The organism is Endozoicomonas sp. ALC020, assembly GCF_049275935.1.
Taxonomy (GTDB): Bacteria; Pseudomonadota; Gammaproteobacteria; order Pseudomonadales; family Endozoicomonadaceae; genus Endozoicomonas_A.
This window is the reverse complement of sequence record NZ_CP184830.1, coordinates 6,872,368-6,890,982: the sequence shown is the minus strand read 5'-3', so window position 1 is coordinate 6,890,982 and position 18,615 is coordinate 6,872,368. Positions and strand designations below refer to the sequence as shown.

Annotated in this window: 4 protein-coding genes; all 4 read right to left on the bottom strand. The window is 47.9% G+C overall.

Annotated elements, in window-relative coordinates; genetic code table 11:
• Positions 1–45: 45 nt before the first annotated feature.
• The 4 genes from ACOJUO_RS25230 to ACOJUO_RS25215 all read right to left on the bottom strand — a co-directional run bounded on the left by ACOJUO_RS25230 (position 46) and on the right by ACOJUO_RS25215 (position 18,555).
• Positions 46–1,563: an IS1182 family transposase gene (locus ACOJUO_RS25230; protein WP_422132798.1), complete on the bottom strand. Its 1,518-nt coding sequence runs from the start codon at positions 1,561–1,563 to the stop codon at positions 46–48.
• A gap of 55 nt (positions 1,564–1,618) precedes the next feature.
• Positions 1,619–3,790 (bottom strand): hypothetical protein, encoded by a 2,172-nt coding sequence (locus ACOJUO_RS25225; protein WP_422138556.1) that lies wholly within the window; start codon positions 3,788–3,790, stop codon positions 1,619–1,621.
• 63 nt (positions 3,791–3,853) lie between these two features.
• Complete coding sequence (locus ACOJUO_RS25220; protein WP_422138555.1) at positions 3,854–11,629, bottom strand: hypothetical protein; 7,776 nt, start codon at positions 11,627–11,629, stop codon at positions 3,854–3,856.
• 116 nt (positions 11,630–11,745) lie between these two features.
• Positions 11,746–18,555: a hypothetical protein gene (locus tag ACOJUO_RS25215; protein ID WP_422138554.1), complete on the bottom strand. Its 6,810-nt coding sequence runs from the start codon at positions 18,553–18,555 to the stop codon at positions 11,746–11,748.
• Positions 18,556–18,615 lie beyond the last annotated feature (60 nt).

The following is an 18,615-nucleotide window of genomic DNA, read 5'->3' as shown; positions in this document are numbered from 1 at the left end:
GTGGGATTTTGCTCATTTTTGCATATTTATGCCTTCTCACAGCCTCTATGCTGCCTTTTTAGCCTCTTTCAAATCTTCAAGACGGATTGACCTCGTGGAAGCCGCTTTTACAAATTTTTTGATATTATGCGCAGTGCATACCAGTGAAAATTCCGCTGAAACTTTTTCTTTGCCGCGGAGACTGAACCCTCGGAAACCAGATTCTTTTATCTGTCCAAATGGTGGCTCCGCAATAACTTTACGACGCTCATATATGGCTTTCGCACCGGCTGTCTCCATTTTCTTATTCATAGCCTGACGTGCTTTTTCAAACTTATCGGTACGGATAACCCTGCCAGCCTCTTTCTTTGAATCACTGCAATTCCGACGATAAGGGCATTCCCTGCATACCGTCTTGTTTGCCCGGTAGCTTTTTCTTTTGCTTTTGCTGGCCGGGTTCGTTACCAGCTTTTCCCCTGCCGGACAGATAAATACATCAGCTTCGGAATCATACGCAAAATCCGCTTTGACAAACTTCCTGTCAGAGCTTTCAAGGTCGTCAGCGGCAGGCTTCTCCGCCTTGTCGGTTGCGATATAGGCATCAATCTCATGTCGCTCGACTGTATGTAAGTTTGACCCTGAAAAGTAACCATTATCCATACTCCACTTATCTACAGCCGCGCCATCAGTGGCTCCTGATAATGCCCTCAGCGCCGGCTCCACTTCCTGTACATCGTTGGCGTGTTGGCTGACATGCTGGCCAACAATGATCTGGTTATCGGAATCAACTGTAATTTGAGCATTGTAGCTGTACTCACAATACCCCTTCTTGCTCATCACGCGGGCATCGTGATCTGCAAAACTGATCTGCTTTTTGTCGTCTATTGGTTTGTCTGGATTTAAAGCTTTTTCACGTTCTTCAAGTGCTTTCTTGGCCTCTTTGATTTTTTTCAGGCGCTCTTCTTTAAACTGGAGGTCTTCAGGAATGCTGTAACCATTGGTTGCTTTGTAGGCGTCATCTTCTTCCTGATCACACTGACTGGCTTTTTTGATCAGCTCATCCACTTCGGCACTGAGTTCTGCCTCTTTCGCTTTGAGCCTCCCGTAGCTCATGGCCTTGTGTTTTGAGCTGTTGGCTTTGAACTTGGAGCCGTCCAGGCTGATATGACCCAGTGATGCCATTTTGAGTTCAATGGCCAGTTTGACTGACTGTTTGAAGCAGTCATGGAAAAACGACAGATTATCCTTACGAAAGTCACCAAGAACCCTGAAATTCGGGCAGTTCATTTGTGAGATATACATGAACGCCAAGTCTTGTCGACACCGTCGCTCAATCTCACGGGAACTGAAAACACCATGGCTGTATGCGTAGATCAGAATAGCGACAATGAGCTTTGGAGGGTATGCGTGCTGACCAAGGTGGTGATATTTTTTTTCGACTTCAGACGTATTAATGTTCTGAAAAATGCTTTCATAAATAAAACAATCATGATCTTTGGGAAGCAAATCGAAAACGTTGGTTGGGAACAGCAGATGCTGATCAAACTCAACAGGACTGTCCTTAAACTTTGGTGGTGGTGACATTTGGCATAATCAGAGTTGGTTTAAGGCTTATCATAACAGATAAGCCTATTCTCGGTCAGGCTCCAAGGACCTCTGCCAGAGCGTCTTTTCTGGCCCTGGTGTAAAAAGCTTCCCTATCGAGCAGGTTTCTCATTGCGTTAAGTTGTTCGCGCAGACTTTCTTCCTGAGCACTCATTGCCTTAAGTTGCTGACGCAGAGTTTCTCCCTGAACATTCATTGTCTTAAGTTTTTGAATCAGGCGTTCTTGTTGAACTTCAACATCTGCATCGCTATCGAAATCCTGAATGTTTAAATACCTGGCAACGGTTGCACAGAGGGCTTTGATGTCAGCGTCATTTTCAGACTCTGTAATGCTGCTCACTTGCGTGTCCATTTTGTTTTCAGGGACCAGACCAAGCTGACCTTCAAAAAAGATAGCCAGTTTATGCTGGGCTGGCCCATGGATTAGTCCTTCATTTTGATGCAGGTATCGTTGGATACGCTGATAGCGTAAATCCAGATCGTTTTCATTGTCAGGAGTGATTTCGAGTGTGTTCTCAAGATCCGTCAGTATTTCTTTTATAGCTTTTTTCCGAGACTTTCCTGTTGCAGGAACCGGTCGCATTTTCTTTCTGATGAGCCTGGCTTTTTCTTCGGGGGGTTGGATATCGTTCCAGTCATCAATACCAGGCTCTGCTGCCATTGCGCGAAGCAATTTTTTGTTTGGCTTACGTATTTCGGGTTGTTTTGCCCTAAGCTCCTCCAGTTTGTTGTAAATTTCAAGCAGCTGTCTGTCCTTGTTGTTCATGACTTCGGAAGTAAACTCTTCGTATTCCTCGGGAATCCTTGTTCGATTGATATCGGCGAGAAAGGTTGTGATCTCCTGAATTTTCTCAACAAAGTGCGGATTATTCAGAAGATTTCTGAGTCTGGGTTTGAAGCGGAAGTGTTTTGCGAGTTGAATTTGCAGCCAGCTTGGCGTGGTGACCGAGGCAGCGACTCTGATATGTCCTAATGTCAATTCAAATTCATCTGCCTTGTCTGGAGTAGCAATGATCAATGCCTGCAGAAGAGATTCATAGTACGCAAGCATCTCCGGTTGATATGCATCAAATTTAATATCCTGATATGCAGCTAATTCCTCCAGCATTTGCATCTGCCTGCTTCGAATGGAGTACTGGTAGCTTCTGAGCTTGTCTTTTTTAACCAGTGTTGTTATCGCAGGATCGGGGTCATCGCCGAGATATTTCTCCCAGGTGTAAAAGAGAGTTTCCGCAAGAGCTATGTCGGCTGGATTCTGTTTCTGACCACGGAAAACAATCATCTTTTCCGAAATCTCAGCCACTTCCAGTGTTGGATAAAGTTCAGGTACATGATATGCCTGAGTGTCATCCTCAACGTATACAACATAGCCGACGGGTTTATGATCAAACAACAGATCCTGCAGGACCTGCTGTTGTATATCTCCCCCCAGAACATGAACCTGGGTATAGGCAGAGGTGGCTGCTGCAAAAAGCGCCTCATCATTGACAAAGAGCGATTGTCCCAGGCGTTTAAGTTCAGGAGGCTGATCGCCTGCAGCAATAAGACGCATGAAGGTGCGCCCGTTTACTGCAACCTTTTTTACTTCAACGGTGGCAAGGGCAACATAGTGATCAGCTTCGCCAAGACTTCCTGCTCTTTCGTTGGCACCTTTGAGCACTCCGGCCAGTTGTTCGGGATTGGCAATATTTGTAAAAGGGTCTAATGGTTGAATGTCACCTGATTGAGCACGAACAGCCGCAATTGAATTCTGATCGGTCATTCCTTTTCTGACTTCAATGACCAGTTTATCCTCTGCAAGGTTATGGGAGAACCTGAAGACACCCTCATCGCCGACCTTGAGAACTTTGGTGTACTTCTGAGCAACGTCATTCTCGCCGGTTGCAAACAGGTCAACGCTGGTAACGCCACCCTCGATGCCAGAAAGAATGTCTGTGAAGCCTTCAGAAGGTACGTCGAAGCCCGCTCTGACTTCTGTCTGATCAGGGTAGGTGGTGGTAAAGGATTTGGGAATGGGCTGCTGGTCATCACCTGGAGTTGGCTGAACCAGGACCTCACTCTGGATAAACTCCACATGTTCACTGCCCGAAATATCCACAGATCTTGTCTGCAGCCTGCGATCGGCCAGTGTCTGTGTACTAACGATGGAAGAGCTGATTGCAACGGCCACTGTAAGGCTTAATGCATTGGGGCGAGCATTTGTCATTCTAAAACCATAGAGCTGAGTATTTTTATTACCGTGAAGAGTGATTGTCACACCCGGCGGGTTTTAATTAAGTGAGTCTGCTGAGGCAGCAGGTAGAAAGCTTGATTGAGGGGCATTTGTCTTTTCACCAGCAGGTGCTTTCTTATTATTGCCCTGTTGCCAGTCGTAGAAGGTTCCGAGAGTGTAAATGTAAGGAATACTTTCTGCATGGGAGAATGACCATTTGGGCAAATTTTCCCTGAAGTATTTCTCCCAGCCATTCTCAAACAGTTTCATGGTGCGATCCCGGCGTTCACGGAACTGCAGGTAATTTTCATGTCGAGTCCAGCCATACAGGGTGTTATTTGCTTTAACGAGGTTTGCATAGGCTTCATCGGTTTCATCGGAGTGTTGGGGTCTGGCAATAGTCGTACGTTTCACATAGTCGTCTGTCGTTTCCCCAACGCCTGTCCAGCGATTAATCTTGTCAAGACTGCGGCCCAGAGGACCACCCAGCCATTGAGTGAGCATCTTGTTGTCGTTCATAAAGAAGTCGAAAGTGAGGCTCGACGCCAGAGCGAATCCGAAGCTCTGAGCGTAGGTAAACCCGGATATCAGACCCTGGGCGTATGCTCCGACAGTGGCTACCGGACCCAGCACCAGACTGGCTGTGACAGAGGCCAGAGTTTTCACTTTTTGTGGTGTCACCCTGTGCAGCAGCGGCACCTGAACTCCCTGTCCTGAACCCATGGATTTCACTATTTCCGGCACCAGACGGGAAATGCTGCGATACATTTGAGGATTAGCGCTGTGCTGCCGGGCAAATAACATAGAGCCGGTTCTCAGCAGAATGACTGAGGAAGCGGCCTTGCCCAATGGCATGGCCAGCCCGCCCACTTCAGAGATTTGTTCAATGCCACTGTGATAGGCATATTGGCCGGTTCGCTCAGGATCAATGCCGTAATGTTGCAACCAGCGCTGGAAAGGTATGAGCATTCTGTGCAGGTAATCACCCCGGTTGGTCAGATCCAGAAGGTAGAGGTACGACATACCTGAGAGAGACAGTTTGGCAGCATTCCGGCTGTCAGTGGTGGTCAGCAGCGGTTTGTAGCTGGAGTAGTACCAGGTGACAGCCTGTACCAGGGAGGCAGAAGGTTTGACCCAGAAATCCGACAGTTGCCGTTCAACTGCGGCGGCATGAGCCTGCTTCAACGTACCATGGACCACCTTGATCAGGTCTGATTCAGACAGGCCAGCAGCATTGGCATAAGGTGTCAGGGTGTCCTGAACATTGGTCAGGAATGCTGCCGTCCTGCGGCCGTTGTCAAAGGCAATATCATCAAGCACGTAATTGGCGATGACAGCAGCGGCGTATTCTTTCATGCCGGCAACAGATTCTTTCATACCCGCCGGACCAGTTGCTGTTATGCCCACAGGAGTAATGGCACTCTGCATGAATTTCTCAACCCCCTTGTCAGACAGCATCTGGACAACGGCTTTGAAGTGGGGCACATTGACGCCGTGTTTGTAGCCAAGGAAGTGTTCAAATTCAGCCACTGTCGGATAACCTTCGACAAATCTGACGGCTTTTATATAGTTCTCAAGTTCAACTTTACTGATCAGACCTTCCTGCAGCAGGGCTATGATCTTGTTGCCACTGGCAGAACGGGTATTGAGGTATTCCGAGAAGCCTTTCAGGTCCCCTGATTCATGTTGGACATAGTGACTATCTGCTGAGCCCATGTCACGAATTTCTTCGTCGTATTCCTGTGCTCCTGTTTCTATCTCTTGCCTGGACAATTGCACAAGCCTGTGGACTTCTTCCAGGACATTCAGGGTCCGATATCCTGCAGGCTCGTCAGGGCTTTGCGGAAAGCTGGTTTTCAGATTCCTGAAGACCTCCACAATCTGGCGGGTCTCATCAAAGGTCAGAGCGTCTCCGGCCATTGCCTGCAAACGAATGGGTGCAAATTCATCGTCAAAATCGAAAGCCGTAAGGAGTGGCATTGGTTTACCGCTCAGGGTTGTTGCCTCTGCCAGAACCATTGCAGCTTCCAGGGCTTGTTTTTTGAGAGGGTTTTGCGTGAATCTTTGGATAGCGTCCAGAACTTTTACCTGTTCCGGCGTGTATTGAAAGGGCCTGTCATCATTGTTGACGGCTTCTTCGGCAGCCTCCAGGACTTTTTTCAGTCTCTCTATGTCTGCTTTCCTAACTTTAATCTCAGCTTTCAGACGACCATGACGGACCAGTTCCTGAATCGGTTGTCGGATCCTGCGGTCGTTAACGCCCAGTTGTCTCTGTGTGTTTCTGAGGGCATTAATCCGTTGTTCATGGGTGTCAGAGGCGTCTGGTTTTAGACCCAGGGCTTCTTCAGTGGCGTCAAGAGTTGCTTTATGATGATCTGCCAGAGCTTTTTCTGCTTCTGATACAACTTCTCTTTTCTGATCCAGGGCTGAACTCAGCAGATCCCACTCGAGCTTATTTGAGCCTGTCGATTGCTCATTAATGTTTTCAGATTCGAACATCTCCGGTTCTTTAGGAACGGTATTTGCTCGCGCAAAAATCTCCTGCTCTTTACGAACCAGATTCTTTCGCGCAACAGCTTCTTCAGTGATTGCCTCGGCTAAATCCTTACTTTTCCTGTCGTGCTCACGCAGGAATTCTGTGACCTGGGCGAACTTTTTCCCGGTTAAAGGCAATCCATCCCGCGCTTCATCGATTTCATCGGTTGTGTCCCGGCCATGACTATCTGAATTGTATTCAATAGACATAATGCATTCACCTTCTCCCACTGATTCGGGGTTGGGATGCATCTGGATGTTCAGATGGGTTCTGACTCTCAGTTCCTTCAGGACTTCATCTCGTATTTCTGCACTCTGTTCCAGCAGGAAATTCATGATCATGAGTAATCGATCTGCATCGGTTTGCTCGTCACCTGCAGGCAGACCCAGCTCAATCTGAATCTTTTTTACCGGCTGATTGTCAGCCGGGTCATCTTCATCCGAGGGATGTTGGAGGTCTGCAGGGCTCTGTGCAGATAGCCAGTGTTTGCGACCCATAGCATCCAGTTTGCGATGAGCTGTCTCCAGCTCACTTTCGGCTGCTTTCAGTGCTCGCCTGGCTCCGGCTACTTCACGATCAAGAACGTATCGGGGCTTGGGCCCCAGGCGGGCCATTTGCCTGTCAAGCTCATCCTCAATGGCGGAGATACGCTCATTAACATCAGGTTGACCCGCTTTGAACACTTCTTCATCCAGCCATTGAAGTTTTGCATTAATCAGACCGTTCTGGTCGTCGATACTTTCATGCTCTTTATAGCCCCAGATGTTGAGTTGATGAGCTATTTGATTGTTCCTGATTCTCTTCACAGCTTCATCGTCACAGACTTCGTTGACTTCATCCCGAATTGCCTGAATTCTGGCTGTTAGAGCATCCTTCAGGTCAGACAGGCTGATGTCGTGTTCAAACTTTACCTGCAGAACACTGGCCAGTTCAGTAGTGAAAACCTTGCCCCTTTCTCTGGCAGCAATGTATACAGAAGGGTATATCTGCAGATTGTCCTCCAGGGCCGCAAGCAAACGATTTTGTTGTTCCCTGGCACGCTGATCCACTTCTTCGACTTTATAGGTCAGACGCCTGTCAAGTAGATCAAGCCATTCTTGCCTTCCTTCTTTCTCATCAGCAAGGGTAATACTTTGGTGAGGGCTCTCGACCACGGGTTTGAAGTTCTTCATCATCACCAATGTGTCGTCTTGACAGAGAATGTTAACGATCTCATCCAGCATCTGTTTTGAGACGTCATCGCCACCAAGTCTTGCACGAACCCTGACAAGTCTTGCTACTCTGCCATCATCTTCATTGACATTGATGTCGAAAACTTGTTCTACGGCTGCCAGTAGACTCAGAGCCTCTTCCTCTGCCCGCTGTCTGGCGTCTGCGATCTGTGACTTGATGTCGTCAGAAATGGCCCGGCGGCGTTGATACTGATCCTGCTCTTCACTGGGGGGATTCATCTCCAGGGCTTTTTCCACGGCAAGCAGCTTTCCAAGCACCACAGGCGTGGCTTTGGGGTGGCCTGGTGTTCTGATGTCATCCAGTTCTTTTTCCAGATCTCTAAGCCTGAAGAGTTTGGAGCGTATTGTTAACTCCAGGCCGGCGCGATCTTTCAGTGTCTTGTCTTCAGTCAGATCAACACCAGGAACCGCTGCTAGAGCATTTTTTCTGGCCATGGTATAGGAATTCTCTGAATCCTGTTCCAAGGCCATTATATAAAGTTGTTGACGCTGCCGTTGCAGTTGAGCCTCCATTGTATCAAGCCGTTGAATCAGGCGTTCGTGTTGAGCGTCTTTATCTGTATTGCTATCAAAATTCTCAATGTTTAAATGTGCGGCAATGATTGCATAGCGGGCTTTTATTTCAGCGTCTTTTCCAGTCTCTTTGCTGGTGCTCCCTGGCTGCGGGTGCTGTTGAAGGAACTGATGGCGGGCATCCGGATTGTTTTCATTGTTTGGGGTAATACCGTGTTCGCTTTCAATGGCTACCAGTTTTGCTTTTACGGCGTCTTCGTCGGGTGTTGCGGCTAAGAACGGGTTGACTTCAGCAATTCTTTCTCTGATCAGCCTGGCTTGTTCTTCGGGTGGCTGGGCATCATCCCAGTCATCAATACCAAGCTCTGCTGCCAGTTGCGCGTTGCGAGCTTTTATGGCATCTGCTCTGGCATCTTGAACGAGTTGTTCCAGTTCTGGAGTTTGTTTGGCTTCCTGTTGTTGATCCTGGAAGGGTTGTTGAACAATCTCGGTTGTCTGCTGCTTCAGGTGCTGCGCAATGGCTTGGTGACGGGCATTAAGGTCATCTTTATTTTCCGGAACCAGACCGAGATAATTCTCAAAGATAGTCAGCCTTTCCAATACTTCCTGCTCGGGTCGTATAATGTTTTGTTGCAGCCGTTGTTGAATGAACAGAAGGGTGCGCGGATTGATTTTATTGACCGGAGCAATGCCTCGCCAGCCACCAATAGCCGTTGGTTCTGCGGCTAGAGTTTCTTCATCAGGCTGCCCTGTTGCGGCCATCGATCTGTAAATTTCATTAATTATCTTTTGTATGAGTGTGAATTGTTCGTCCAGTGGCAGGGTATCATCCCAGTCATCAATACCCAGCTTGGCTGCTGTATAAGCGTAGTGAGTTTTTCTGGCAATTTTCCTGACGGTAAGAAGTATCCTTTCCAGGTCGGGAACCTGATCGGCTTGCTGCTGAAGTTTCTGTAACCGGTTTTTCAGTTCTGCGTGCTGCTCAAAGTTTTCCAGAAGCCTCTCGTGACGAGCTTTCAGGTCATCTTCTTTATCCGGGACAATGCCCAGCTGAGCTTCCAGGGCCGCCAGCTCATCTTCATTGACCAAAATAAAGCAATCCTTGTTTCCAATGCCTGCCGTTTTTGCTTTTACAGTTTCTTCATCAGACTGTTCGGTAACCGATGGTTTTATTTCCTGAATTTTATTTCTGATGAGTCTGGCCTGTTCTTCGAGTGGCAGGGCATCATCCCAGTCATCAATACCAAGCTCTGCTGCCAGTTGAGCGTTGCGGGCTTTTATGGCACCTGCTCTGGTATCCCGAACGAGTTGTTCCAGCTCTGGAGTTTGTCTGGCTTCCTGTTGTTGATCCTGGAAGGGTTGTTGAACGATTTCGGTCGCCTGCTGCCTCAGGTGCCGATGAATGGCTTGGTGTCGGGCATTAAGGTCATCTTTGTTTTCCGGAACCAGACCGAGATAATTCTCAAAGATAGTCAGCCTTTCCGATACTTCCTGCTCGGGTCGTATAATGTTTTGTTGCAGCCGTTTTTGAATGAACAGAAGGGTGCGCGGATTGATTTTATTGACCGGAGCAATGCCTCGCCAGCTAGCAATGGCCGTTGGTTCTGCTGTTAGAGTTTCTTCATCAGGCTGTTCTGTTGCGGCCATCGATCTGTATATTTCATTAATTTTCTTTTCTATGAGTGTGAATTGTTCGTTGAGTGGCAGGGTATCATCCCAGTTGTCAATACCAAGCTCTGCAGCCATTTGAGCGTTAATCGCTTTTGTGGGCTCTGTTCTGATAATATGAACTTTTGTTTCCAGATTCGGGACTTGTCGAACTTCCAGCAGACGTTTCAGCTTCAGATTTTCCAGATCTTCCAGTTCGACATGAAGCTTTGCAAGCTTATCCTCAATTTTCCGATACTGGCATTGTGCTTTCAGTTTTTCCTTTCGACTGACATGGACTTGCTCCAAAGTGTCCTTTAAGTTGTTTCGAATTCCGAGGAGTTTATTTTCTTCTTCCTGCAGCTTGTCCAGTTTCTTTAACAGCTGTTTGGCCATGTCTCCTATGACTTGGGCAGCAAACTTTTTGTCCTTCTCAAGAGGACCCGTCTGCGCATAGTTTATATCGTTGAAAAAGGGTATAAGATTCTGAAGATTCTGAACAAAATGCAGGTTAATCAGAAGATTTCTAAATGCGGGTCTGAAGCCGAAGTGCTCTAACAGTTGAGTTTGCATCCAGGGCGGCGTGATAACCCCCGAAGCAACTCTGATGTGTTCCATTGTGAATTCAAATTTACTGAGATCCGTCGAGCGAGCTGCACCAGCACTCGCTAATGCCTGCTGGAGATATTCGTAGTCAACAAGCGCACGCATTGCCAGTTTATCTTCGTTTGTGAGCGTCATCGGTTGATCTTCGTGAACTTCAGCCTCGTGCCGCGCAACAAACTCTTCCAGTATTGTCATTTGCCTGCTTCGAATGACGTACCGGTAGCTTTTGATATCATGTCTTACTACTTTTGCTGCCACTGCAGGGACGAGGGCGAGGTCATTAGCCTTAGCTTCTTTCCAGAGGTTATAGAGGCTTTCTACAAAAGCGATATCATCCGGTTTCGGCATCTGACCATGAAAAACGATGACCTCTCCCGGTGCTTCTGTAACTTCCAGCTTTGGATAACCCGCAGGCACGGGATAAACCTTTGCATCATCGTCGGCGTGTACAACATAGCCGACGGGTTTGCTGTGTGCCAAGAGTTCATTAAGCGCCTGTTGTTGTAAATCCTTTCCCGCGACATGAACCTGGTAATAGGCTGAGGTGGCTGCTGCCAGGAGGGCATCGTCGTTGATAAAGAGTGATTGATCCAGCCGCTGTAATTCAGGGGGGTGATCGCCCGAAGCGATAAGACGCATGAAGGTACGTCCGTTCACTGCAACTTTTTCTACCTCAATGGTTGCAAGGGCAACATAGTGATTGCTTGCGCCCAGGTTTCCTGTTCTCTCATAGACAGCTTCCAGTAATCCAACCAGTCCTAAGGGGGCGGCGCTTTTCGTCAAGGGTTCTAATGCTTCAGCATCATCTACCCAATGATATGCACTAACAGCATCAACTGAATCCTGATCGGTCATTCCGGCCCTGACTTCAATGACCAGTTCCGTTTCTTCAAGGTTATGGGTGAACCTGAAGACTCCCTCATTACCTACCTTCAGGATTTTGGTGTATTTCTGAGCAACGTTATTCTCGTCAGTTTCAAACAGATCAACAATGGAAGCGTCGCCATTTAGACCAGAAAGAATTTGTGTAAATGTTAACGAAGGACGGTCAGGGTTTATGCTTATTCTGTCTACAGCAGGGTAGGTGGTCGTAACGGACTTGGGTATTGGCTGCTTGTCATGACCTAAAGTCGGCCGAACCATGATTTCACTATTGGTAAACTCCTTATGCCCATTGACCAGAATATCGATAGATCTGGTCTGCAGCTTCCGATCGGCCAGTGCCTGTGTGCCAATGATGGAAGAGCTTATTACAGCGATTACAGCAAGGCTTAATGCATTGGGGCAAGCATTTGTCATTCGACTACCTCAGGGCTGGTAGATTGATTACCGTGAAAAGTGATTTTCACAGCAGGCAAAGAAGCAACTTAGAATAGACCATGGCTGGCAACCCATACCTTATCTCGCGTGTAAAATCAGTTTTTCACCTGGGGGTATGCATTCCCACGCAGAGCGTGGGAACGAGTTGTATGACTGTGGACTTTTTTATCATCGCCTCGTCGCCATTCGTAGAAAGTTCCGAGGGTATAGAAGTAAGGAACACTTTCTGCATGGGAAAACGACCATTTAGGTACATTTTCCCTGAAGTATTTTTCCCAGCCATTCTCAAACAGTTTCATGGTGCGATCACGGCGCTCACGGAATTGCAGATAATTTTCCTGTCGAGTCCAGCCATACATCGTGCTATTTGCTTTGATCTGATTTGCATAGGCTTCATCGGTCTCACTAAAACCCTGAGGCGAGGCAATAGCCGTACGTTTCAAATACTCATCGTCCGTTTCACCTTCGCCCCACCAGCGATTAATTTTGTCAAGACTACGTCCAAGAGGTCCGCCCAGCCATTGAGTAAGCATCTTGTTGTCGTTCATAAAAAAGTCGAAAGTGAGACTCGATGCCAGAGCAAACCCGAAGGTTTGTGCATAGGTGAATCCGGATATAAGACTATGAGCGTATGCTCCGATAGTGGCTACCGGTCCCAGCACAAGACCAGTGGTGGCAGAAGCCAGAGTTTTCACTTTCTGTGGCGTCGCCCTGTGCAGCAGCGGTACCTGAATCCCTTGTCCGGACCCCATGGACTTCACTATTTCGGGCGCCAGGCGGAGAATGCTGCGATACATCTGCGGGTTGGCGTTGTGCTGTCTGGTAAACAGCGCAGAGCCGGTTTTCAACAGAATGACTGAGGACGCGGTTTTACCCAATGGCATGGCCAGTCCGCCCACTTCAGAGATTTGTTCAATGCCACTGTGATAGGCATATTGGCTGGTTCGGTCAAGATCAACACCATAGCGTTCCAACCAGTGCTGAAAAGGTGTCAGCATCCGGTGCAGGTAATCCCCCCTGTTGGTCAGGTCCAGAAGATACAGGAACGACATGTTTGAGAGGGAGAGCGCTCTGGCCTGCCAGGCAGTATGGCTTACCAGTAGCGGTTTGTAGCTGGAGAAGTACCAGGTGACAGCCTGTACCAGAAAAGCTGAAGGTTTGACCCAGTCATCATTGAGCTGCTGCTCAACCGCTGCGGCGTGAGCCTGTATCAACGTGCCATGGATAGCCTTGATCAGTTCTGATTCAGAAAGTCCGGCCGCATTGGCATAAGGTGTCAGGGTATCCTGAACATTGGCCAGAAACGCTGCCGTCCTGCGGCCATTATCAAAGGCAATATCGTCAAGAACATAGTTGGCGATGACCGCAACTGCGTACTCTTTCATACCGGCAACCGACTCTTTCATTGCTGCCGGGCCAATCGCAGTCACGGACACTGGTGTAAAGGCACTGTGCATGAATTCCTCAGCACCTTTGTCGGACAGCATCCGGACAACAGCCTTGAAGTGAGGGACATTGACGCCCTGTTTGTAGCCAAGGAAATGTTCAAATTCGTCCACTGTCTGATAACCATCAATTCCTCTGACGGCCTTTATGTAGTTTCCAAGTTCAATCTTGCTGATCAGTCCTTCACGCAGCAGAGCCATGATCTTGTTGCCACTGGCAGAACGGGCGGCGAAGTATTCCGAGAAGCCTTTCAAATCCCCTGGTTCATGCCCGACAAAGTGAATGGCTCTTTCGCCCATGCCGCGTATTTCGTCGTCGTATTGTCGAGCCCCGGTTTTCATCTCATTCCTGGCCCTGGCTGCCAGAGTCTGGACTTGTTCAATGAGATTCTGAGGCTGACTTTCTAAAGGCTCAACAGGGGAGGGCGGGAAGCTCGCCTTCAGGTTTTTGAAAACTTCCACAATCCGGCTGGCCTGGTTAAACGTCAGATCGTCTCCGACCTCTGCCTGCAAGCGCATCGGTGCAAATTCATCGTCAAAATCGAAAGTTACAAGGTCTGGTATCAGCTTACCGCTGTTTACTGCTGATTCTGTCAGGCCGATTGCGGCATCCAGCGCTTGTTGCCGGAGAGACTGCTGCTGCGTGAAGGTGTTTATAGCGGCCAGAACATTGACCTGTCCCGGCGAGAACTGGAAGGGGCCACCATCATTTTCGACAGCTTCCTGTGCAGCCTTCAGGGTTTCCTTCATTCTCTCAAGGTCTGCTTGTCTGTTTTTAATCTCCCTTTCCAGACGAACCTGTTCCTTGGTCAGTTGCTCGATTTTTCCGCCGGTGCCATCATGTCCACCCAGTTGTATCTGTTTGTTTCTCAGGGCATTAATCCGTTGTTCATTGGTGTCAGCAGGATCTGGTGTAAGACCCACGGCTTTTTCAGCAGCGCCAAGAAGTGCTTCCTGATTCGCCAGAGCCTTTTTCGCAACGGATACATCTTCACTTTTCTGATCCAGAACTGAATCCAGCATAGCTATTTCGTTCTTATGGACGGTTTTAGCCTGCTTAGCGGTGTTTTCAGGGTTGCTAAACAGCTTTTTTTTTCGATCCAGATTCTCCTGTGCAACAGCTTCTTCAAGCAGTGCAAGAGCCACTTCTGCACTTTTCCTGTCGTGTTCATGGAGGAATTTTGTGACCCGATTGTAGTTTTTCCTGGTCAAAGGCAGTTCACCCTCAACTGCATGGTTTTCATCACGACCACAGGTTTTTTCAGAGGCTGTATTGGCACTAAAGTAATCAGCTTCTTCCGGTAAACCGAGCTCACCTTTTATTCGCAGGTTCATGGCTTTTGTGGTTTTCTCAATGACTTCATCGCGTTTTTCTGCACTGCATCCACTCAGGAAGTATTTGATGTCGTCTACTCGCTCTTTGAAGGTTTGCTCATTATCTGTAGCCAGTCCCAACTCAGTCTGAATATCCTTCATTGCCTGATTGAGGGATGTGTCGCCTTCATCCGGAACAGTTTGGAGGTCAGTATGGCTCTGGGCGAATACCCAATTTGTGCTACGAATAGCATCCAGTTTTTGACGAGCAGCTTCCTGCTCACTTTCAGCGTCTTGTACTGCTTGTCTGGCTACTGCAAGCTCACGATCAAGAACGTATCTTGGTTTAGGTCCCAGGCGAGCTATTTGCCTGTCAAGCTCATTTTCAATGGCTTCTGTACGATCATAAATATTAGGCCAACTCATCATGCAAATTTCTTCATCCAGCTCCCGAAGTCTGTCTTCAATGAGGCAAGCCTGTTCATCCTCAGAGGCATCATCTTTATAGTCCTCGATGCACAGAAGACGAGCAATTTCATTGTGTGTCTCTCTTGTGAGATCCTCATTGTCGAAGAGGTTGTTTAGTTCTTCCTTTAATGCCAGAATTTTGCCTCTCAGGGCATCCTTCTGGTCATTCAGGCTGGCTCCTTCTTCAAATTCCACTTTTAGATCCGAAGCCAGTTCAGCAATAAAATCCATGTCTCTTCTTCTGGCAGCAGGATTTTCACTTGTGTCAATGTTCAGCTCTTCCTCTATGGCTTCAAGCATCTTTCTCTCTTCTCTTATGGTGCGTTCATCCAGATCCGGGATTTCGATATAAAAGGAAAGACGCCCTTTAAGTTTCTCGAGTTTTCTTTCCCATTTTTCCCTCACAGGTGGGATGTCTTCTTGCCAGAGGGTATCTTCTATCTCATCCACCATGGATTCTGAGAAATCACCTGTGTCCAGTTTTGTAAAAATCCTCTCAAGCCTTGCTGCTGTGTGATCATCTTTGTTGACATCGATTTTGAATATTTCTTCTACTTTTTCCAGTATTGCCAGAGCCTCTTTCTCTGCCTTCTGCCTGAATTTTGCCATGTATAACTCCATTTCCATAGGAATGGCGTTACGACGTTTATACACATCGTCCTCGCCATTGAGGTCATCCATCTTCAGGGCTTTTTCCAGGGCAGCCAGTTTAGCAAGTACTTCAGGCTTGACTCCGGGGTGGCCCGGGGGCTGACCTATTTCTTCTTCCAGGTCAGCAAGCCTGAGCAGCCTGGAATGTACTGCCAATTCCAGGGCTTTGAGACCTTCTGGTGTGATGTCATCACTCAGCTCAACACCGGGCATCGCTGCCAGAACACCTTTTTTGGCCCGATTGTAAACATCCTCTGGGTCTGGTTGCTCACTCGTTGACGGAACTTTCTGAAGCAGGAGCTCATATTGAGCATACATTGTCTTAATTTGTTGACGCTGACGTTCATCCCGGGCTTTCATTGTCGTAAGTTTTTTAAGCAGTTGTTCCTGTTGAGCGTCAACATTTGTATCGCTGTCAAAATCCTGAATGTTTAAATGTGCGGCAATAGTTCTATAACGGGCTTTGATTTCAGCATCTGTTCTGGTGCCCTGCTGCTGACGAAGGTGTTGAGCGACCAATGCTTGCTGTTGCCCGAGCTGTTGCTTAATGATCTGTCGACGGACTTCGGGGTCCTTTTCGTTGTCTGAGGCCAGACCGAGCTTACTTTCCAAGTCAGTCAGTGATTTCTGAATGGCCACATTGTTCAGTTTTTCCTTTTGTTGCAGCTGTTGTTGAATGGACTGATAGTAGGTATCCAGATCATCTTCATTGTTCAAAGTAATGTCTAACCTGCTTTTAATGGGCGCCAGTCTTGCTTTTACAGCTTCTTCCCATGGCTGTCCTGTTGCGGCATTTCTTTCGTCAGGAGATGTTTTGATTTCAAGAATTTTCTCCCTGATGATTCTTTCTTGTTCCTCCAGTGGCCGGGTATCGTCCCAGTGATCAGTACCCAGCTCTGCTGCCAGTTGAGTGTTGATATCTACTCTTGCTTTTGCTGCGGCATCACGAAGGTTTTTGTCAATCGTTGGAAGTAGATTGACCAGGTGCTGAAGTTGCTGTAGATGACTTTTCTTTGCTTCCAGTTTTTGTTGATATTGACGCTGAAAATGTGGCTGTTGACCCACCTTGGCCAGTCTTAGCAGAAGGTGCATTCGAATGATCTTTTGACGGGCCGCCGGGTCATCTTTCTTAGTTGGAGCCAGACCGAGCTGACCTTCGATTATCGTCAGTTTATCCCCGAATAACTCACCAGTCTGGTCTGGATGTTGTTGCAGATGCTTCAGAATGAGATCAGTGCGACCACCCAGATCGTCTTCATTGTCTGAAACAATGCCGAGCTGGCCTTCAATCGCTGCCAGTGTTTTTTTTGCAGCTTGCTCCGGAGTCAATTCTGTGCCGATAAATGTTGCCGCCACCGACTGGTTTATTTCATCAATTTTCTTGCTGAGGAGTCTGGCTTGTTCTTCTGATGACCAGGTATCATCCCAGTCATCAACACCCAGTGCTGCAGCTATATGAGCGTGGCGAGCTTTTGTGACATCTGCTGAAGAATCAGTGACTTGTTCTGCGGTCAGTTCGGCCTCTTTTGCCCGCAGCTTTTCCAGCGTTCTTACCGTCTCAAGCATCTGTGTGGCAATGTCGCCCACAACTTTTTGGGAAAATTTTGTGCCTTTGCCAAGCGCAACCGCGTTTATCATTTCGGTGACATAGGGCATCAGGCTCTGAATATTCTGAATAAAATTATGGTGAGTCAGAAGATTTTTAAGGACGGGTTTGAAGCTGAAGTTTTTTATGAGTTGAAACTGCACCCAGGTGGGCGTGATGACTGATGAAGCCTCCCTGATGTGCCCTGTTGCGAATTCAAATTCATCGGTTTCATCTGGAGTAGCACTGGTTAATGCCTGCTGAAGAGATTCGTAATAGGTAAGCTTCGACAGTTTATCCAGGTCAAGTCCGGCATCTTGCTGTGTGGCCAACCCGGCAGCAAGCTCTTCCAGCAGCGCCATCTGCCTGCTTCTGATCACGTACTGGTAGTTTTTGATTCTGGCTTTTTTAACTTCTGCAGTGAGTTCTTGAACACTATATACATCCCATAATTCATAGTGGCTTTCGACAAAAGCGATATCGGTCGGATTCTGTTTCTGACCACGGAAAATAATGATCTCCTCCGAAGCCTGTTCCACTTCCAGCTTTGGATAATCAGCAGGCACAGGATAAGCCTTTGTGTCATCCTCGACGTGGACAACATAGCCGACAGGTTTATGGTATGACAATAGTTCATTCAGAGCTTCATACTGTAATTCTTCCCCCAGAACATGAACCTGGGTATAGGCAGTGGTGGCTGCTGCGAAAAGTGCCTCATCATTGACAAAGAGCGATTGACCCAGGTGCTGCAGTTCAGGAGATTGGTCGCCTGCAGCGACAAGACGCATAAAGGTGCGCCCGTCCACTTTCACTTGCTCGACTTCAATACTGGCAAGATGAACGAAGTCATTACTTGCGCCAAGGTTTCCCGCTCTTTCATTGGCGCCTTTCAGCACTCCGGCCAGGTGTTCGGGACGGGCGATTTTTGTCAAAGGTTCTAAATGCAGGTCGTTACCTGATTGAGCACGAACAGTTGCAACTGAGTCAGGATCGATCATCCCGATTCTGACTTCAATGAGCAGTAGGTTGCTTTCAAGGCAATGAGTGAACCTGAAGACTTCCTCATTAGCGACCTTCAGAACTTTGGTGTATTTCTGAGCAACGCTATTCTCGTCTGTTTCAAATTGATCAACACTGGAAACGCTGCCTTCGATGCCGGAAAGAACGTCTGTGAAGCCCCTGGAAGGAACGTCGTAGCCAGCCCTGGCCTGATCCTGATCGGGGTAAGTGGTTGTAAAGGACTTGGGTATTGGCTGCTGGTCATCACCTAAAGTTGGCCGAACCATAACCTCGCTCTGGATAAACTTCACATGTCCATTGTCCGGAAAATCGACAGATTTTGTCTGTAGCCTGCGATCGGCCAGTGCCTGTGTAGCAATGATCGAAGAACTGATTGCAATGGCCGCTGCAAGGCTCAATGCATCGGGGCGAGCAGTTGTCATTCTTCTACCTCAGAGCTGAGTATTTTTATCACCGTGAAAAGAGATTGCTGGCAGGCGAGG

Coding starts and splice junctions, on each gene's coding strand:
- ACOJUO_RS25215 (WP_422138554.1), bottom strand. CDS start 18,555: ATGACAACTGCTCGCCCCGATGCATTGAGCCTTGCAGCGGCCATTGCA.
- ACOJUO_RS25230 (WP_422132798.1), bottom strand. CDS start 1,563: ATGTCACCACCACCAAAGTTTAAGGACAGTCCTGTTGAGTTTGATCAG.
- ACOJUO_RS25220 (WP_422138555.1), bottom strand. CDS start 11,629: ATGACAAATGCTTGCCCCAATGCATTAAGCCTTGCTGTAATCGCTGTA.
- ACOJUO_RS25225 (WP_422138556.1), bottom strand. CDS start 3,790: ATGACAAATGCTCGCCCCAATGCATTAAGCCTTACAGTGGCCGTTGCA.